We start from the raw sequence: 17,122 nt of genomic DNA on the forward strand, positions 1-17,122 counted from the left end.
CTGTGTCCCTATTGTGGTGGTTGATGGACACATTAGACCTCTGCAGCGCTACCGGCTCCGTGCGGAAACGTACACAGATCCAGTTTTCATTGTTCTTGCAACAAGCCCTGGCGCCACAGCAGGCTGGCCTGCTCGAACACCGGCAGGCCCGGCTGGAAGGCGGCGCCGCTGGGCGCCAGTTGCAGCCAGGTCAGCGTGCTGTGGCTGCCGCTGGCCGGCGACGGTTCGCGCACCTGGCGCATCCAGGCCGCCACCGTGGCGTACTGGGCGGGATGACGCTGCTGGGTCCACGCCAGCGCCACCAGGTCGGCGTAGCCTTCCTCGCGGCGGGTGTCGCGCAGCTGTTCGGCGGCGGTGGCGTGCGTCTCCTGCTGGCGTTCCTCGAAGCCGGCCGGCAGCGCGTGCCACACGCCCTGGGCGTAGCGCCAGCAGTGGCCGAGCTCGTGCGCCACCATGGCTTCGATCATCAACGGCCGTTGCGCGGCGGGCACGCCGGCCAGGATGTCCTCGGCCTGCGGGTTGCCGCGCATCGACAGCACCAGCTTGCAGCGGCCGTTGTCGTAGCCCAACGCCAGCGGCACGTCGTTGGGGCGCGCCTGCGGCTGCACGGTGATGTCGATCGGCAGCTTCAGCTCCTGCTTGGCGTAAGCCAGCACGGCGGAACCGGCGGTCAGCCAGCGGATTTCCACCTCGGTCAGGTCGGCGGCGGAGGCCGCGCCGGACGTCAACAGCAGCAGGGGGAGGAAGGCGCGTTTGATCATGGTGATCAAACTGTAGCATGCACCGGGCAATAATTATTGCCCGGTGGCAGGTAAATTACTACGTAGAAAAACAGGAATGTTTACTGTGCCAACAAGGTATTTGCCGTTTTGAACTCGGGGCGAATGTCGTTGGGCACGGCCTTCATCTTGTCCAGCGCCTTTTGCACGTCGGGGCGGATCACCACGTAGCGGCTCATCATGTCCTTGGCGCGGGCATAGTCACCGGTGGCCTCGATGGTCAGGAACTCGCGGTCCAGGTCGGCCACGGCCTGCTTGATCTTGCCGAAGTCGACCGCGAAGGTGCCGTCGCCGTGCGACACGAAGCCGCCCTTGTCGAGGAGGTAGTTGACCTGGATCGCCATGCCGCGCGCGTGCGAGTCGGTCAGGCCGAAGTGCAGCGTGCGGAAGGCCGAGGCCAGGAAGGTGGTGTACAGCTTGCGCTCGGCCGCCGCGCCCTGCCCCAGCGTGCCCTTCAGCTGGCCCTTGTCCATCATGTAGGCCAGCGCGTACAGGCCGGTGATGTCGGCCTTGGCTTCCTCGATGGTGGAATAGGCTTCCTTCAGGTCCTGGCGCGGCGTCGATTCCTTGCCGTCCTTGCGGGTGATGTGCGGGCCGAGGCCGTGCGTGATTTCGTGCGCCAGGATGTGGGTGAAGAAGGAATCGAAGTCGAGGTCTTTCTGGTCGGCCGGGCGCAGCACCAGCTTGGCGATCGGCGTCAGCGTCGACTTGAACTTGGCCTGCTGGACGTTCTTCAGCATCACGCGCTTGGAGCCGCGCTGGCTGATGATGCGCTCGTCGTTGGGCAGGTTGTAGGCGGCGGTCTGCACGCCCATGTTGCCGTCGCCGGCGCCGTACACCTGGTTGACCACCACCATCGGCGCCAGCGCGCCGACCTTCGGATTGCGGTATTGCGCATCCAGCGGCAGGTTGTCTTCCAGCTCCTGCATGTGCTTGGCGAAGAAGTCGAGCTTCTGCGTTTCCTTCTGGTCGCGGATGTTGACGTAGGCTTCAAACGCGGCCTTGTAGCCGAACAGCTCGTCGTTGTAGGTTTCGTAGGGGCCGATGGTGACGTCGACCGGCGAGTCCAGGTCCATCCAGGCGAAGTCCGAGGCCAGGTAGTCGTTGCTGAGGAAGGCGTCGGCGCGCAGGTCGAGGAATTTCTTCAGCGAGGCGTTGTCGGTGTCGGCGGCGGCCTGCTTCAGCAGCGCCGCGGCTTTCTCCAGGTCGTCCTTGTATTCGTCGGCGTATTTGACGGTGGTGAACAGGCCGTCCTTGTTCTTGCGGATGACGGTGAAGAACCACTGCGCCTGCTCCTTGTCGACCGCCGGCAGCGCGTTCATCCACGCTTCCAGTTCGGCCTTGGTGGCGCCTTCCGGATAGAAGTTGCCGCCTTCCGGTTTCTTGTCCGGCACCTGGATGCCGACCACCTCGGCCGGCAGGAAGGACTGGTGATCGTCGAGGATGGACCACGGGCCCTTGTTAAGCCAGAAGTAGTTCAGGCGCGCCTTGCCCAGCGGCGTGGTGTCTTTTTGCAGCGCGGCCCACAGCGCCTCGTTGCCGGACCAGCGCTGGCGCAGTTGCAGCACGTCGATGATCTTGGCGGCCTCGATCAGCTTGGCGATGGCCTTCTTGTCGCCGGCCGACAGCTTGCTGGTGTCGGCGGTCAGCGCGACCGGCGCGTAGCGCTTGCTCATCTTGTTAAGTTGATTGACGTCGGCCGGCACGGCCCAGGCGGTGGCGCAGGCGACAACCATCGCCAGCGGGAGCAGGATTTTTTTCATGTGGTCCTCTTGTGGAGTGAGGGCCACATTGTAACCCCGCAGGGCCACAGAGGGGTCTGACCCCGCATGGGGTCAGACCCCGGCGGCGATGCACCGGTTGAGGGGGAAAGGTCGCGCCACCAGGCTGATAGATTTGGCCGGCTTCTCCCCCTCGACGTTCACAGCCGATTGACCTCGTTCTGCCACGCTTAGGACCAGCAGCGCCACCGCTGCTGGCCTCATCGCGTAAATGGAAAAGGCTTACTGCGCCTTGAGGTTGCCGTTCTGGGCGACCTGCGCCAGTTGCGGCGACGGCTGCCAGCCGGCGCCCAGCGCGCGCGCCACCGACACCGCCGCCAGCAGGCGCTGGGTGTTGATCTGCACCGCCGCGCGGTCGGCCGCCAGCGCGCTGCGCTGGGCGTCGGTCACGTCCAGGTAGGTCGACACGCCGCGCTCATAGCGCGCCCGCGCCACCAGGTAGCCGCGCGCCGCCGCTACTTGCGAGGCCTGCTGCGCCTCGCCCTGTTGCTGGCGTTGCTGCACGTCCGACAGCGCGTCCTCCACCTCGCGCAGCGCGGTCAGCAGCTTGGTCTGGTGGTTGGCGATCGCTTCCTCGTATTTGGCCTTGGCGATGGCCAGGTTGGCCTTGTTGCGGCCACCGTCGAACACCGGCAGCGACAGCGCCAGCGGGCCGACGCTGAACTGGCGGGCGTCGCCCTTGGCCAGGTTGCTCAGGCTCTCCGACGCGAAGCCGAAGTTACCGGTCAGCGAGAACGACGGGTAGAACGCGCCCTCGGCCACGCCGATCTGCGCGTTGGCCGAGCGCAGCGTCGCCACGCTGCCCGCCAGGTCCGGCCGCTGGGCCAGCAGGCTGGCCGGCAGGCCGACCGGGATCGCCGGCGGCGCCGGCAGCACGGCCGGGGTGGCGGTCGGCGCGGTCAGCATGGCCGACGGCGAGGCGCCCACCAGCGTGGCCAGGCTGTGCTCCAGCAGATTGCGCTGGCGCTGCACCTCGTGCAGGTCGGCCTGGGCGTTGGCGCGCTCGATGCGGGCGCGCGACACATCCAGTTCATTGGACAGGCCGGCGTCGAAGCGCGCCGTGACCAGCTCCTCGGTCTCGCGCCGGGTGTCCAGCGCGCCGTTGAGGATGGCGATTTCGGCGTCCAGGCCGCGCAGTTGCCAGTAGGTGGTGGCCAGCTGCGACGACAGCATCAGCAGCACGCCGTCGCGGTCGGCCTCGGCCGCCAGCGCCTGCGCGTCCGACGCCTCCACCAGGCGTCGCACGCGGCCCAGCAGGTCGATCTCGTACGAGAAGCTGGAGCCGACCGCGTAGTTGTTGCCCTTGATCGCGCGCCCGCCCAGCGCCAGGCCCTGCGAGGTTTCGGCCGAGGTACGCGAATTGGAGATGCCGGCGTTGACGCTCAACTGCGGCTGCTGGTTGGCGCGCGCCACGCCGGCCTGTTCCTGCGCCTGCAGCAGCCGCTGGGCGGCCGCCTTGACGCTCGGGTTGTCGCGCAGCGCGGCTTCCTCCAGGCGGTTCAGGGTGGCGTCGTTAAACACGGTCCACCACTGGGCCGGCAGGTGCGCGGCGCTGGTGCCGCCCTGCGGCAGGTGGCGGAACGACGCGTCGGCCACATTGGCCGGGGCCTGGAAGTCGCTGCCCACGGTGGCGCAGCCGGTCATGGCCAGGGTGACGGAAACAGCGAGCGTCAGGCGCTTCAAAGCTGAATGCAACATGTGATTACCTCTTGTTTGATTTTGTTAGTGAGCGCCGCCGCCACCGCCGGAGGGGGCTTTGACCTTGTCCGAGAACCACAGCACGCCGATGCACGCGAACAGCACCATCGCCACCAGGAAGAAGCCGTCGTTGTAGGCCATGACGAACGCCTCGCGGCGCACGATGCCGTCGACCGCCTTCACCGCCATGTCGGACGCGGTGGCGCTATCGAAGCCGTTGCCGACGAACGACGCCGTCAGCGCGCTCAGGCGCTCCTGCGTGGTCAGCGCGTAGTTGCTGACCGACTCGCCGATGCGCGCCGAGTGGAAGTGCTCGCGGTTGGTCAGCGCGGTGGCCAGCAGCGCGATGCCGATCGAGCCGCCCAGGTTGCGGGTCATGTTGATCAGGCTCGATGCCGACGGCATGTCCTTCGGCTGAATGCCGTTCATGGCGAAGTTCGACAGCGTCAGCATGACGAACGGCTGGCCCAGCGCGCGCACGATCTGCGACAGCAGCAGCTGGTCGTAGCCGGTGGTGGCGTCCATGTAGGAGTTCATCAGGCACGAGCCGCCGAACAGCAGCAGGCCGAAGGTGCACAGGATGCGGTTGTCGATCTTGGACGACAGCTTGGCCACGAACGGCATGATGAACAGCTGCGGCAGGCCGGCCCACATGATCACCTCGCCGATCTGCATCGGCGAGTAGCCAGGGATCTGCGCCAGGAACAGCGGCAGGATGAAGGCCGAGCCGTACAGGCCCATGCCCATCGCCATCGACAGCGCGGTGGCGGCGGCGAAGTTGCGCTGGCCATACAGGCCGAGGTTGACGAACGGCTGCTTGCGCAGCGTGCTGTTGACCACCCAGCCCAGCAGGCCGACCACGGCCAGCGCGGCAAAGGTGTTGATGAACGGCGAGTCGAACCAGTCCTTGGTGTTGCCCTCTTCCAGGAAGATGGTCAGGCTGCCCAGGCCAACGGCCATGAAGGCGATGCCCAGCCAGTCGGCGGTCAGCAGCGCCGCCAGGTTGCTCTTCTCCTTGTCCAGGCCAACGGCGATGCCGCCGATCAGCAGCAGGCCGGGCACCCAGTTGATGAAGAAGATCGACGGCCAGCCATACAGGTCGCTCAGGTAGCCGCCCAGCGTCGGGCCCATGGCCGGCGCCAGCGTCGCGGTCAGGCCGAAGATGGCCATGCCGGTGGCGCGCTTGGACGGCGGCAGCTTGGCCATCACCAGCGTCATCGCCATCGGGATCAGCGCGCCGCCGGTGAAGCCCTGCAGCATGCGGAACACGATCATGCTCGGCAGGTTCCAGGCGAAGCCGCACAGCGTCGAGAAACCGAGGAACAGCGCGGTGGTGCCCATCATGTAGGCGCGCATGCCGAACACGCGCACGAACAGCCCGGTCATCGGGATGACGATGATCTCGGCCACCAGGTAGGCAGTGGCGATCCACGAGCCCTCCTCCTGCGTGGCCGACAGGGCGCCGAGGATGTCCTTCAGCGACGAGTTGGTGATCTGGATGTCGAGCACCGCCATGAAGGCGCCCAACATGCCGGCGGCCACCGCCAGCCAGGTGCGGCCGGAAACCTTGTCGCTCGGCGCGGGCGGGGCGAACGCCTTCCCGCCGGCCGGCGTATCGAGAGTGGTGCTAGCCATGAGGCGGCTCCTTAGTGGGCGGCGTCGGACTTCAGCGACACTTCGGCGATCGCCGACATGCCCGGCACCAGGCGGCCGCTCAGGGCCTTGACGTCTTCCGGCTTGAAGGTGATCTTGACCGGCACGCGCTGGACGATCTTGGTGAAGTTGCCGGTGGCGTTATCCGGCGGCAGCAGCGAGAACTGCGCGCCCGAGGCCGGGGCGAAGCTGTCGACCTTGCCGATCAGTTCCTTGCCCGGCAGCGCGTCCACGGTCACCTTGACCGGCTGGCCCGGCTTCAGCTCGGCCAGCTGGGTTTCCTTGAAGTTGGCGGTCAGCCAGACGTTTTCCTGCACGATGGCGGTCAGCTGCTGGCCCGGCTGCACGCGCTGGCCCACCTCGATGGTGCGCTTGCCGATGCGGCCCGCCACCGGCGCCAGGATCTGGTTGTAGGCCAGCTGCTGCTTGGCGTCCTTCAGTTGCACCTGCAGCACGGCGATCTGCGCCTGCAGCACCTCTCGCGCCGACTTGGCCGAAGCAATCTGCGCCTTGGCGGCAGCGGCGCTGTCCTTGCGCGCAGCCACGTCGGCCACGGCGCTGGCGCGCGCCGCCACGGCGGCGTCCAGCTCGGCCTTCGAGACCGCCTTCATCTGGTTGTTGTACAGCTGGCCGAAGCGGTCAGCGTCCTGCTTGGCGCGCACCAGTTGCGCCTCCGACTGCGCCACCTGGGCGGCGGCGGCGCTGGCTTGGGCCTGCACCTGGGCGATCTGGGCGTCGGCCTGGGTTACCTGCTGTTGCGCCGAGGCGATCTGCGCCTGGATCTGCTCCACCTTGACGCCCTGGTCGAACGGATCGAGTTCAGCGATGACGTCGCCTTCCTTGACCAGCTGGTTGTCGTCAATCAGCACCTTGGTCACCACGCCGGCGATGCGCGCCGACACCGGATGCACGTGGCCGGCCACATAGGCGTTGTCAGTCTCGACATAGTAATGGCTGCGATACCACATGCGCCCGCCGATGCCGATGGCGGCCAGCGCGATGATGGCGGCCACCACCAGCACGCGGCGGTTCGGGCCCTGGGCAGCCGGCGCGGCGGCCGCTGCCGCGGCGGCCGCCGCCGGTGGAACTGCGCTGAGTTTTTGTTCTGGATTGGACATGGACAGCTCCGAAAAAAATGAAATGAGATAGGTGCATTATGGCGGGTTTCCGCGCAAAGTCAAGAAATGAAACGATTGCATTTCATTTTTTTTTGGACTAGCATGGCGGCATTCGCTATCATTCGACCGCCATGAACACCACCGACCTGACCGACCACGCCTCGGCGGACGAGCAAGATTGTCCGGAAGGCATGTATTCCCCCGACTCGCCCTGCTTCGGCAAGGCCGCCGGCCGCCCGCGCGCGGCCGACAAGGCGGCGCGCCGCGCGGCGCTGCTGCATACCGCCGGCCAGCTGTTCCTGGACAAGGGCTACAGCAAGGTCAGCCTGGAAATGATCGCCCGCGAGGCCCACGTGGCGGTGCGCACCATCTACGTCAAGTTCGGCGGCAAGGTCGGGCTGCTGGAGGCCATCATCGCCGACGGCCGCGCCAACTTCCTGGCCGGCGTGCCCGACATGGAAACCGACCCGCGGCCGATGGAGCAGGTGCTGGGCGACTTCGCGCTGCGCTTCCTGGAACTGATCTCGCTGCCCACCTTCACCAGCCTGCACCGCATGGTGGTGGCCGAGGCGCAAAGCACACCGGAACTGGCCAAGGCCTTCTTCGAGGCCGGGCCGCTGCGCACGCGCGAAGAGCTGGCGCGCTTCTTCGCCCGCGCCGACGTCCGCGCCGAGTTGCGGCCGGACGTGCGGCCCGAGCTGCTGCCGGTGTTCCTGCTCAACTGCATCATGGGCGACCACATGGCACGCCTGCTGTTCCCGACCGACCAGCCAGCCGACAAGGCCGTGCTGCGCGCCCGCGCGGCCGAGGGCCTGGACCTGTTCCTGCGCGGCGTGCGCCGCTGAGTTGCGACGCTAAGTTCGCTAGCGCACAGTAAAAAGCGCCCAAACTTTGCCAATTGGTCTATACTGATTTTTTGCAAATCGGAGCACACATGAGCAAAACGAATCGTCTGGACTGGAGCAAGCACATCACGCTCATGAACGAGCGCATCAAACACTTCCAGGCCAATCCCGGCCAGGAACAGCTGGAGGCGGTGATCGCCGAGCTGCAGGCGTACGCGGACGCGGCGCGCAGCGGCGGCATCGAGATCCCGGCCCGCTTCACCGTCAACTGAGTATGCAGGCCCTGCGCTGGGCGGTGCTGGCCATCGCGCTGGCGGGCGTCGGCGGGGCCGGCTACTACCACGTCCGCAATCCGGAACACCTGACGCTGGACGACGCCGCGCGCCGCGCCGCGCAGGCGCAATCGCCCGGCGCCTTTGTCACGCTGAGCGATGGCGTCACCCACTATGAAATGGCCGGCCCGGCCAACGGCCGCGTGGCGGTGCTGGTGCACGGCTTCTCGGTGCCGTCCTATATCTGGGACCCGACCTTCGCCGCCTTGCGCGACGCCGGCTACCGCGTGATCCGCTACGACCTGTTTGGCCGCGGCCTGTCCGACCGGCCGGACGCCGCCTACGACGGCGCCTTCTACGACCGCCAGCTCGACCAGCTGCTGGCCGCGCTCAAGGTGGACGGCAAGATCGATTTGTTTGGTTTGTCGTTTGGCGGCTACGTCAGCGCGCATTACGCCGCCACGCATCCGCAGCGGCTGCGCACGTTGACGCTGGTCGATCCGTCCAACAGCGCGCCCCGGCTGCCGTGGCAGATGACCACGCCGCTGCTCGGCCCGTATCTGTTCCAGACCGGCGCCGTGCCCGGCATGGCGGACAACCAGAGCGGCGACTTCCTGCATCCGGAACAATTCCCCGGCTGGGCCGAGCGCTACCGGCCGCAGATGCAGTACCACGGCTTCGGCCGCGCGCTGTACCGCTCGCGCCTGGCGCTGTCGCACGAGGATTTCGACGCGCTGTACGCCGCCATCGCCCGCGCCGGCACGCCGGTGCACCTGGTGTGGGGCCGGCAGGATCCGACCATCCCGGTGGCGCAGGCCGCGCGCCTGCGCGCCGCGATGCCGTCGCTGACCTACCGCGAGATCGACCAGTCCGGCCACCTGCCGCACATGGAGCAGACCGCGCTGTTCAACCACGACATGCTGACCTGGCTGGCGGCGCAGCCCTGACAGCCGCGCATCCGCGCGGCCGCGGAGACCTTACTTCTTGCCGGCGCGCGCCTGCGCCACCAGCGCGTCCAGCACCTGCAGCGTGGCCGCGTTCAGGTACTGGCGCGGCGTGCCCGGATTGCTGCTGTCGACCATGGTCGGATTGGTGACCCAGCGGCCATCCACCACCAGCGTCGGCGTGCTGTTGACCTCATAGGTGGCCGCCACGCGGCCGGCGTTCTTCAGGCGCGTCATCACCGCGAACGAGTTGTACATGGTGGTGAACTTGTCCTTGTCGATGCCGTTCTTGACCGCCCAGTCGATATTGTCGGCATCGCTCTTCAGGCGGCGGCGCTCGACGTGCCAGGTGCTCAGGATCTTGGCGTGCAGCTGCTCTTCCAGCTTGAGCGCCTCCAGCGTCAGGAACATGTGCGCTTCCGGATCGTTTTCGCCGGTCAGCGGCAGGTGGATGCGGCGGAACTGGATGTTATCGCCCTGCTTCTTGACCCAGGCCAGCATGTCCGGCTCCAGCGCGTAGCACGCCGGGCAGTGGTACATGAAGAACTCGATCACCTCGACCTTCTTGCCCTGTGCCTGCACCGGCTGCGGGGTTTTCAGGGTCAGGTACTCGGCGCCGTTGCGCGGCGCGGTCGGCGAAGCAAATGCGGTGGCGGCGCACAGGCCGGCGACCACCAGGGCCATCTTCATCAAACGCATGATCATCCTCAAAAGTGCAAAGACAGCAGAGTATCACTTCTGCGCCGGCCGCGCCTCCCATCCGGCCAGATTCCGCATCAGCGCGATCAGGCGGCGCGCGCCCAGGCCCAGCGGGCGGTCGTTGAGCCACACCACGTCCACCCACAACCGCAGCTCGCAACTCATGTGGGCGAAGGCGATCGCCAGCAGCTCGCCGCTGTCCAGCAGCGGCTGCGCCAGCCGGCGCGGCAGATAGGCCCAGCCCAGGCCGGCCAGCACCAGGCTGCGCGTGGCCAGGTGGCTGTCGGTGCGCCACAGCTTGCGCGACACCAGCACCCGCTGGTCGGCCTCCGCCGTCACGCGGCTGAAGATGGCGATCTGGCGCAGGTCGACCAGATCCTCCAGCCGGAAACTGCCGTTGCGCGCCAGCGCCAGCGGATGGCGCGGCGCGATCACCGGCACCAGCACCTCGCTGCCCAGCTCCTGGAAACTCTCATGCTCGTCGACGCGGGCGCGCTCGTAGATCAGCGCCAGCTGGGCGGCGCCGTCGTGCAGCATGCGCAGCGCGTCGTCCTGCGGCGCCGACAGCACCTCCACCTCCAGCGACGGAAACTCCTCGGCCAGCCGCGCCAACGGCTCGCTCCACGGCGCCGACAACAGCTCCGGCGCCACCGCCAGCGTCAGCCGCCGCTCCAGGCCCTGGTGCAGCGACAGCGCGTGCGCCTGCAAACGGCGCAACTGGCCGGCCATCTGCCGCGCCTCCGCCTCCAGCGCGCGCGCCGACTCGGTGGGACGCACCTCGCGCGAGCTGCGCTCGAACAGCGTCAGATCCAGTTCCGCCTCCAGCTGCGCGATGGCCATGCTCACCGCCGACGGCACCCGTCCCAGCGCCCGCGCCGCGGCCGAGAACGAGCCGTGGTCGAGCACTGCCAAAAAAATCGCGATGTTATCGGAAGAAAAAGCCATGGGCGTCAGCCTATCAGAAAAACTGACAGCCGCTGACTTTTTCGATCAGCAAACCGGCAGTACCATGCGGGCTTGTCCGGATTTGAGGAATTACCATGCAAGGCCTGAAACGCAAAGTCGTCTACGCCACCCTGTTTGAGCTGATCGCCATCGGCTTGACCAGCAGCCTGCTGATGTTCGGCGCCGGCCACGACGCCGGCCATGCCGGTGTGGCGGCGGTGGCGTCGTCGGCGGTGGCCTACGTCTGGAACTTCATCTTCAACTACGCGTTCGAGGCGTGGGAAGCGCGCCAGGCCAAGCGCGGGCGCGGCTGGCAACGGCGCGTGGCCCACGCGGTCGGCTTCGAAGGGGGACTGGTCGTGATGCTGGTGCCGCTGTTCGCGTGGTGGCTCGGGATTACGCTGTGGGACGCGCTGGTGCTGGACATCGGCCTGCTGCTGTTCTTCCTGGTCTACACCTACATCTACAACCTCGCCTTCGACCGCGTGTTCGGCCTACCCGCGTCGGCGCAGGGCTAGGCTACAATCGGCGGCATACCTGTCACTGGAGCCGTCATGAAGTTGAATCCGTTCGCATTTTCCGTGTTGGCATTGGCGCTGGGCGCCGCACACGCCGAGGGTCTGTCGCCGGCGGAGCAAAAGATCGTCGCCGAGGTCAAGGCGCACGCGCCGCAAGGGCTGGAGCTATTGGAACGCTCGGTCAACATCAACAGCGGCACCATGAACCACGACGGTGTGCGCGCTGTCGGCCAGGTGTTCCGCGAACAGTTCGACCAGTTGGGCTTCGCCACGCGCTGGGCCGAGATGCCGCCGGAGATGCGCCGCGCCGGCCACTTGATTGCCAGCCGCGAGGGCAAGCAGGGCAAGCGCCTGCTGCTGATCGGCCACCTCGACACCGTGTTTGAAAAGGACAGCCCGGTCCAGCTGTGGCAACGTAACGGCGACCGCGTACGCGGCCAGGGCGTCAACGACATGAAGGGCGGCGACGTCATTATCATCGAAGCGCTGCGCGCGCTGCAGCGCGTGGGCGCGCTGGACAACACCAGCATCACCGTGGTCTTCAGCGGCGACGAGGAAAACGCCGGCGACCCAATCGACATCTCGCGCGCCGACATGATCAATGCCGCCAAGCGCAGCGACGTCGCGCTGGCCTTCGAGGCCACGGTGCGCGACAAGAACGGGCGCGACACCGGCACCATCGGCCGCCGCGCCTCGTCGTCGTGGACGGTGGAGGTGAAGGGCAAGCAAGGCCACTCCAGCGGCATCTTCAGCGACACCGCCGGCTACGGCGCCGTGTACGAGGCGGCGCGCATCCTCGACGGTTTTCGCCAGCAGGTCATCGAGCCCGACCTGACTTTCAGCCCCGGCCTGATCCTCGGCGGCACCGACGTCAGCACCGGGCCGACCGTCACCCAGGGCCAGGCGGCCGGCAAGGATAACGTCATCGCCCGCAGCGCCCTCATCCACGGCGACCTGCGCTACCTGAGCGACGCACAGCGCGACCGCGCGCGCGCCAAGATGCGCGCCATCGTCGCCCAAAACCTGCCGGGCACCAGCGCCAGCATCCAGTTCCACGACGCCTACCCGCCGATGTCGCCGACGGCCGGCAACCTGGCGCTGCTCAAGGTCTACTCGCAAGCCAGCGTGGACGCCGGCCTGGGCGAGATCCCCGCCCTGCCGCCCGGCCAGCGCGGCGCCGGCGACGTCCAGTTCGTCGCGCCATTCCTCGACAGCCTGGACGGCCTCGGCGCCACCGGCAACGGCGCCCACTCGCCCGACGAGGATCTTGAGATCGCCTCGATCGAACGCGCCACCATCCGCACCGCCCTGCTGCTGTACCGCCTGACGCGCTAGCCCTCGCGCGCGCCCAGCCAGCTGCCAAACCGGGATTTCGCCTCCAAACCGGCCTGACCTGGAGCGAGCACCGCGCGCGCGCTGCGCGGCTGCACATACAGCCGGAAAAACTGCTTCCAGCTCCACGCGCGGAACCCTTCCGGCGTGGGCAGATCGTCAAGCGATCCTTGATGATCCAGGGATCTAAATATCACCCAAGGAGTGCCGCCCGCCACCGCGGCCACTTCGGCCGCCGTCAGTTCGGTCAGCCCGCAGGCTTGCTCGTTCCGATTCCTCATTTCATCCTCCAACAATAAATGGTCTGTGAACCCGCATCCTAGGACGACCGGCACACGCAAGCGATGATTGACCTCAACAGAATGCTTTAAAGTAATTTCTTGCGACGTCACAAATGCCGGCCGGGCAGGGCGCGGCATCATGCGTTCTTCTCCCTCAACGGAGCTGTCATGAATAGAACGTCCCTGTTCCGCATGGAAGCGCTGTCCGCGTCGCGCATAACCTGGCTCGGCGAGATCACCCTGATCCGGCCGTTGGGATTGAGCGTGCTGAGCGCCATCGCGGTGGCCTTTGGCATATTGATTGCCGCCCTGCTGCTGTTCGGCTGCTACACCCGGCGCAGCACCATCACCGGCCAACTGATGTCCGATCTGGGCGTCATCAAAATCCACGCGCCGCAGTCCGGTATCGTCCTCAGCAAAATGGTGCGCGAGGGCCAGGCCGTGCACCAGGGCGACGTGTTGTACCTCGTCTCCAGCGAGCGCCAGAGCGCCAACCTGGGCGACGTTCAACAGGCCATCACCCAGCAGGTTGCCTTACGCACGCAATCGCTGCGCGACGAGTTGATGCATACCAGACAACTGCAGCAGGACGAAGAGGCTGCACTACACAAAAAAATCGGCGCCATGGAGGCCGAGCAAAGCAATGTCGCACAGCAGATCGCTTCGCAGCGCCAGCGTGTCGAGCTCGCGGAGCGCTCGTTGCAGCGCACGACGCAATTGTCCGAACAGGGCTTCTTTTCGCAGGAGTCGACGCAGCAGAAGCAGGTGGACGTGCTGGACCAACGCCAGCGCCTGCAGATCCTGGAACGCGAAGAGATCAACCTGCGGCGCGATTTGCAGGCGGCGCACAGTGATCTGGCCAACCTGCCGCTACGGCATCGCAATCAGATCGCCCAGATTGATCGACAACTGTCCACCACCCGGCAGGAATGGACCGAGAGCGAGGCCAGGCGGTACAGCGCTGTCACCGCGCCGGCCAGCGGCATCGCCACCGCCATTACTGCGGAACCGGGCCAGGCCATTGATGCCAGCCAGCCCATCGTCAGCATCATTCCCGATGGCGCGCGGCTGCAGGCCCATTTGTACGCGCCCAGCCGGGCGGTCGGATTCATCCGCAAAAATGATCGGGTACTGCTGCGCTATCAATCCTTTCCATTTCAAAAGTTCGGCCATGCATACGGCACCGTGCTGTCGGTGTCCCAGAGCGCCCTCAGCGCGAAAGAGCTGAACGGCGTGGCGCTCGTCAACAACACGGGCGAACCGCTATACCGCGTCACCGTCAGCCTGGCGCGGCAGACGATGGCCGCCTATGGCCGGCCGCAGCCACTGCACCCCGGCATGCAGCTCGAAGCCGACGTTCTGCTGGAGCAGCGCAAGCTCTATGAGTGGGTGCTCGAGCCGCTGTACAGCGTCACCGGCAAACTATGAGGAGAATGCCATGTCGATTTTGAATGCGCTGCATTGGGGCGCGGGCCGCAGGCTGCCGATGGTGCTGCAAACCGAAGCGACGGAGTGCGGCCTGGCCTGCCTGGCGATGGTGGCGGGATTTCATCGCCACCAAACCGACATGATGACGTTGCGCCGCCAGTTCCCCATCTCCCTCAAGGGCGCCACGTTAAAGGACGTGATGCAGATCGCGCACCAGCTCGACATGGGCACACGGCCGCTCAAGCTTGACCTGGACAATATGGGCCAGCTGAAATTGCCTTGTGTGCTGCACTGGAACTTCAACCACTTCGTGGTACTGAAGCGGGTCGGCACGCGCGGCGTACACATTCACGACCCGGCCTGCGGCGCACGCAGCCTGTCGTGGGACGCAGTGTCGCAGGCATTCACCGGCGTCGCGCTGGAGGTGTGGCCGGCCGCCGGCTTCAAGCCAGCCCGGCAAACACAACCCGTCAGGCTGCGCCAGCTCACGGGGAAAATCTCCGGCCTGATGACCTCGCTGGCGCAGATGCTGGCCCTGGCGCTGGTGCTGGAGTTGTTTGCGCTGGTGTCGCCCTTTTTCCTGCAATGGGTGGTGGATCATGTACTGGTGGCGGCGGACCGCGATTTGCTGACCACACTGGCGCTGGGCTTTGGTCTGCTGATGCTGATGCAGCAAGCCGTCGGCGCGCTGCGCAGTTGGGGGATTCTCTACCTTGGCACCACGCTCAATATCCAGTGGCGCGCCAACGTGTTTACCCACCTCGTCCGGCTACCGGTGCAGTATTTTGAGAAGCGCCACCTGGGCGACATCGTCTCGCGCTTCGGCGCCATCGACCACATCCAGCACACGCTGACCACCGCGTTCCTGGAGGCGGTCCTCGACGGGCTGATGACCATCATCACGCTGGGCATGATCTTCGTCTACAGTCCGCTACTGGGGGCGGTGGCCCTGAGCACGATCGTCCTGTACGCCCTGTTGCGGTGGCTCTGGTACAGCCCGCTTCGCAACGCCACCGACGAACAAATCATCCACGCGGCGAAGCAACAGACGCACTTTCTTGAAACCGTACGCGGCATCAAGACCATTCAGCTATTTCAGCGCCAGGATTACCGTCGCGGAAGCTGGCTCAGTCTGCTGATCGCGCAAATCAACGCCGACCTGCGCATCCAAAAGCTGCAATTGGCCTACAAGCTGGTCAACGGTGTGCTATTCAGCGCAGAAAACATCTTGATCATCTGGCTCGGCGCCCGCCTGGTCCTCGACGGGAATTTCAGCGCCGGGGCCCTGCTGGCGGTGCTGGCCTACAAAGGACAATTCGACGCCCGTGCCAGTGCATTGGTCGACAAATTTTACGATGTCAAAATGCTGCAGTTACAGGGCGCCCGCCTGGCGGACATCGTCCTGGCGGAGCCTGACGCTGCTTACACCCACACCGCCCACGAGGCTGGGACGGCGCCGGTGCGGATTTGCGTGAAGCACCTCAGTTTTCGTTACGCCGAGCAGGAGGCGATGGTGCTGGAGGACATCAACTTCACGATCGAGGCAGGCGAATCGGTCGCCGTTGTTGGACCGTCCGGCTGCGGCAAGACCACGCTGATGAGCATTCTGCTGGGTCTGCTCACACCCACCTCTGGCCAGGTCACCATCAACGGCGTCGACCTGCGACATTGCGGCGCCGGCTATGTGCGCACACTGGTTGGCACGGTGCTGCAGGACGACGTGCTGTTCACCGGCAGCATTGCCGACAATATCCACTTCTTCGATCCGCACGCCGACCATGCCTGGGTAGAAAAATGCGCCGGGATGGCTGCGATTGCAGATGAGATCGGAACCATGCCCATGGGCTACCAAACGCTGGTTGGCGACATGGGGACCGTCCTGTCTGGCGGTCAAAAGCAGCGCATCCTGCTGGCCCGTGCTTTGTACAAACGCCCGCGCATATTGCTGCTGGACGAGGCGACGAGCCATCTGGATGTGGACAACGAAAAACTGGTCAACGAATCCATCAAAAGTCTCAACATAACTCGCATCATTATCGCGCATCGTCCAGAAACCATCGCCAGCACCGACCGAGTAATATCGATCGAAAATGGAAAAATCATGTGATTTATCAGAAATTGCTCATCTAAATTTTGCAACCAAAAAGTTTCGTACTAAATTTACCTCGTTGACAAAAAATTTATTTTGATGCCAACTTTCAATATTTATCAATCAACTTTTGGAGGGAAAAATGAAAGAACTCGATGATGCAGAGATCAACGCAGTATCTGGCGCAATTGTCAAACAGCTTTTAAACGCGACTGCAATGATCTTCACTGGATTGTATAACGCAGGAATGAACGCGAGACAAGTAGGTTTAGATGAAATGTATTTGGAGGCGCTTCGGGGAGGAAATCTAGGGGCTTAACCAGCAAGTCGGATAGTTATAGAACTATTCGACTTAACGTAGACATAGGATGAAAAATGAAGCCTCCTTACATCTATGATTTCATAAAAAATAATTCAGCCCTGTATTTGATTTTTATTTTTACAATGATATGGGCAAGCATCCAATTTTCAGGCCAAGCCGCTATATTTTTATTTCCACAAATCCAAGATCCGCACATAAACCAAACTTCGGCAGCAGAGATATTTTTCTCCACAGTAGCATCACCAATAATTGAAACAGCGATACTGGCATACTGTTTACTTATCGCAAGACAGATAATACGAAACAGGAACCTCTCTATAATGTGTGCGATCATTCCCGTCTGTCTTTTACATGCTTTCACTTATTGGCAACTAGCTTTTATCGTGGCGACACCGTTTTTCTTTCAAGCAATTGGGTA

The 17,122-nt window shown here is 64.7% G+C and carries 17 protein-coding genes; 8 read left to right on the forward strand and 9 right to left on the reverse strand.

Annotated features, from left to right (window positions below; genetic code table 11):
- Window positions 1-86: 86 nt before the first annotated feature.
- The 5 genes from FHW58_RS13375 to FHW58_RS13395 all read right to left on the reverse strand — a co-directional run bounded on the left by FHW58_RS13375 (window position 87) and on the right by FHW58_RS13395 (window position 7,029).
- On the reverse strand, window positions 87-761 hold the full coding sequence (locus FHW58_RS13375) for a hypothetical protein (protein WP_179673639.1): 675 nt from the start codon (window positions 759-761) through the stop codon (window positions 87-89).
- A gap of 80 nt (window positions 762-841) precedes the next feature.
- The gene (locus FHW58_RS13380) at window positions 842-2,542 is read right to left on the reverse strand and encodes a hypothetical protein (RefSeq protein ID WP_179673640.1); all 1,701 of its coding nucleotides are present in this window, start codon (window positions 2,540-2,542) and stop codon (window positions 842-844) included.
- A 240-nt stretch (window positions 2,543-2,782) separates the two neighbouring features.
- Window positions 2,783-4,258, reverse strand: a complete 1,476-nt coding sequence (locus tag FHW58_RS13385) for an efflux transporter outer membrane subunit (protein ID WP_179673641.1) — start codon at window positions 4,256-4,258, stop codon at window positions 2,783-2,785.
- Window positions 4,259-4,282: 24 nt separating this feature from the next.
- Complete coding sequence (locus tag FHW58_RS13390; protein ID WP_179673642.1) at window positions 4,283-5,893, reverse strand: DHA2 family efflux MFS transporter permease subunit; 1,611 nt, start codon at window positions 5,891-5,893, stop codon at window positions 4,283-4,285.
- A gap of 11 nt (window positions 5,894-5,904) precedes the next feature.
- Window positions 5,905-7,029, reverse strand: coding sequence for an HlyD family secretion protein (locus tag FHW58_RS13395; RefSeq protein ID WP_179673643.1), 1,125 nt, complete (start codon window positions 7,027-7,029; stop codon window positions 5,905-5,907).
- Between the two features lie 131 nt (window positions 7,030-7,160).
- On the opposite strand from FHW58_RS13395, the gene FHW58_RS13400 reads away from it, so the two are divergent.
- From FHW58_RS13400 to FHW58_RS13410, 3 genes are all read left to right on the forward strand, one after another.
- Window positions 7,161-7,874 (forward strand): TetR/AcrR family transcriptional regulator, encoded by a 714-nt coding sequence (locus FHW58_RS13400; protein WP_179673644.1) that lies wholly within the window; start codon window positions 7,161-7,163, stop codon window positions 7,872-7,874.
- Between the two features lie 89 nt (window positions 7,875-7,963).
- Window positions 7,964-8,146, forward strand: a complete 183-nt coding sequence (locus FHW58_RS13405; protein WP_179673402.1) for a hypothetical protein — start codon at window positions 7,964-7,966, stop codon at window positions 8,144-8,146.
- A 2-nt stretch (window positions 8,147-8,148) separates the two neighbouring features.
- Window positions 8,149-9,093, forward strand: coding sequence for an alpha/beta fold hydrolase (locus tag FHW58_RS13410; protein WP_179673645.1), 945 nt, complete (start codon window positions 8,149-8,151; stop codon window positions 9,091-9,093).
- A gap of 30 nt (window positions 9,094-9,123) precedes the next feature.
- Here FHW58_RS13410 and FHW58_RS13415 read toward each other — a convergent pair whose 3' ends face one another.
- Complete coding sequence (locus FHW58_RS13415) at window positions 9,124-9,789, reverse strand: thiol:disulfide interchange protein DsbA/DsbL (protein WP_179673646.1); 666 nt, start codon at window positions 9,787-9,789, stop codon at window positions 9,124-9,126.
- Window positions 9,790-9,822: 33 nt separating this feature from the next.
- A complete protein-coding gene (locus FHW58_RS13420; protein WP_179673647.1) occupies window positions 9,823-10,734 on the reverse strand; it encodes a LysR family transcriptional regulator in 912 nt (303 codons plus the stop codon).
- A 95-nt stretch (window positions 10,735-10,829) separates the two neighbouring features.
- On the opposite strand from FHW58_RS13420, the gene FHW58_RS13425 reads away from it, so the two are divergent.
- The gene (locus FHW58_RS13425; protein ID WP_179673648.1) at window positions 10,830-11,252 is read left to right on the forward strand and encodes a PACE efflux transporter; all 423 of its coding nucleotides are present in this window, start codon (window positions 10,830-10,832) and stop codon (window positions 11,250-11,252) included.
- A gap of 36 nt (window positions 11,253-11,288) precedes the next feature.
- Window positions 11,289-12,587 carry a M20/M25/M40 family metallo-hydrolase gene (locus FHW58_RS13430; protein ID WP_179673649.1) on the forward strand — a complete coding sequence of 433 codons (1,299 nt, stop codon included), beginning with the start codon at window positions 11,289-11,291 and terminating at the stop codon, window positions 12,585-12,587.
- Here FHW58_RS13430 and FHW58_RS13435 read toward each other — a convergent pair.
- Window positions 12,584-13,006: a hypothetical protein gene (locus FHW58_RS13435; RefSeq protein ID WP_179673650.1), complete on the reverse strand. Its 423-nt coding sequence runs from the start codon at window positions 13,004-13,006 to the stop codon at window positions 12,584-12,586. The genes FHW58_RS13430 and FHW58_RS13435 overlap by 4 nt on opposite strands.
- 51 nt (window positions 13,007-13,057) lie before the next feature.
- Between FHW58_RS13435 and FHW58_RS13440 the strand changes: the two genes are divergently transcribed.
- The 3 genes from FHW58_RS13440 (at window position 13,058) to FHW58_RS13450 (ending at window position 16,701) form a co-directional block, all read left to right on the forward strand.
- Entirely contained in the window at window positions 13,058-14,293 is a 1,236-nt protein-coding gene (locus FHW58_RS13440) for an HlyD family secretion protein (protein ID WP_229265315.1), read from the forward strand.
- 10 nt (window positions 14,294-14,303) lie between these two features.
- Window positions 14,304-16,400 (forward strand): peptidase domain-containing ABC transporter, encoded by a 2,097-nt coding sequence (locus FHW58_RS13445; protein ID WP_179673652.1) that lies wholly within the window; start codon window positions 14,304-14,306, stop codon window positions 16,398-16,400.
- 124 nt (window positions 16,401-16,524) lie between these two features.
- Window positions 16,525-16,701: a hypothetical protein gene (locus tag FHW58_RS13450; protein WP_179673653.1), complete on the forward strand. Its 177-nt coding sequence runs from the start codon at window positions 16,525-16,527 to the stop codon at window positions 16,699-16,701.
- A 73-nt stretch (window positions 16,702-16,774) separates the two neighbouring features.
- Here FHW58_RS13450 and FHW58_RS13455 read toward each other — a convergent pair whose 3' ends face one another.
- The gene (locus FHW58_RS13455; RefSeq protein ID WP_179673654.1) at window positions 16,775-17,038 is read right to left on the reverse strand and encodes a hypothetical protein; all 264 of its coding nucleotides are present in this window, start codon (window positions 17,036-17,038) and stop codon (window positions 16,775-16,777) included.
- Between the last annotated feature and the right edge of the window lie 84 nt (window positions 17,039-17,122).

The sequence above is a fragment of the Duganella sp. 1224 genome (assembly GCF_013408245.1).
Taxonomy (GTDB): Bacteria; Pseudomonadota; Gammaproteobacteria; order Burkholderiales; family Burkholderiaceae_D; genus Rugamonas.

What these genes read in the sequence shown, in the direction of transcription:
- FHW58_RS13430 (WP_179673649.1), top strand. Translation starts at nt 11,289, where the DNA reads ATGAAGTTGAATCCGTTCGCATTTTCCGTGTTGGCATTGGCGCTGGGC.
- FHW58_RS13420 (WP_179673647.1), bottom strand. Translation starts at nt 10,734, where the DNA reads ATGGCTTTTTCTTCCGATAACATCGCGATTTTTTTGGCAGTGCTCGAC.
- FHW58_RS13375 (WP_179673639.1), bottom strand. Translation starts at nt 761, where the DNA reads ATGATCAAACGCGCCTTCCTCCCCCTGCTGCTGTTGACGTCCGGCGCG.
- FHW58_RS13390 (WP_179673642.1), bottom strand. Translation starts at nt 5,893, where the DNA reads ATGGCTAGCACCACTCTCGATACGCCGGCCGGCGGGAAGGCGTTCGCC.
- FHW58_RS13440 (WP_229265315.1), top strand. Translation starts at nt 13,058, where the DNA reads ATGGAAGCGCTGTCCGCGTCGCGCATAACCTGGCTCGGCGAGATCACC.
- FHW58_RS13415 (WP_179673646.1), bottom strand. Translation starts at nt 9,789, where the DNA reads ATGCGTTTGATGAAGATGGCCCTGGTGGTCGCCGGCCTGTGCGCCGCC.
- FHW58_RS13410 (WP_179673645.1), top strand. Translation starts at nt 8,149, where the DNA reads ATGCAGGCCCTGCGCTGGGCGGTGCTGGCCATCGCGCTGGCGGGCGTC.
- FHW58_RS13455 (WP_179673654.1), bottom strand. Translation starts at nt 17,038, where the DNA reads ATGATCGCACACATTATAGAGAGGTTCCTGTTTCGTATTATCTGTCTT.
- FHW58_RS13445 (WP_179673652.1), top strand. Translation starts at nt 14,304, where the DNA reads ATGTCGATTTTGAATGCGCTGCATTGGGGCGCGGGCCGCAGGCTGCCG.
- FHW58_RS13395 (WP_179673643.1), bottom strand. Translation starts at nt 7,029, where the DNA reads ATGTCCAATCCAGAACAAAAACTCAGCGCAGTTCCACCGGCGGCGGCC.
- FHW58_RS13435 (WP_179673650.1), bottom strand. Translation starts at nt 13,006, where the DNA reads ATGATGCCGCGCCCTGCCCGGCCGGCATTTGTGACGTCGCAAGAAATT.
- FHW58_RS13450 (WP_179673653.1), top strand. Translation starts at nt 16,525, where the DNA reads ATGAAAGAACTCGATGATGCAGAGATCAACGCAGTATCTGGCGCAATT.
- FHW58_RS13405 (WP_179673402.1), top strand. Translation starts at nt 7,964, where the DNA reads ATGAGCAAAACGAATCGTCTGGACTGGAGCAAGCACATCACGCTCATG.
- FHW58_RS13400 (WP_179673644.1), top strand. Translation starts at nt 7,161, where the DNA reads ATGAACACCACCGACCTGACCGACCACGCCTCGGCGGACGAGCAAGAT.
- FHW58_RS13425 (WP_179673648.1), top strand. Translation starts at nt 10,830, where the DNA reads ATGCAAGGCCTGAAACGCAAAGTCGTCTACGCCACCCTGTTTGAGCTG.
- FHW58_RS13380 (WP_179673640.1), bottom strand. Translation starts at nt 2,542, where the DNA reads ATGAAAAAAATCCTGCTCCCGCTGGCGATGGTTGTCGCCTGCGCCACC.
- FHW58_RS13385 (WP_179673641.1), bottom strand. Translation starts at nt 4,258, where the DNA reads ATGTTGCATTCAGCTTTGAAGCGCCTGACGCTCGCTGTTTCCGTCACC.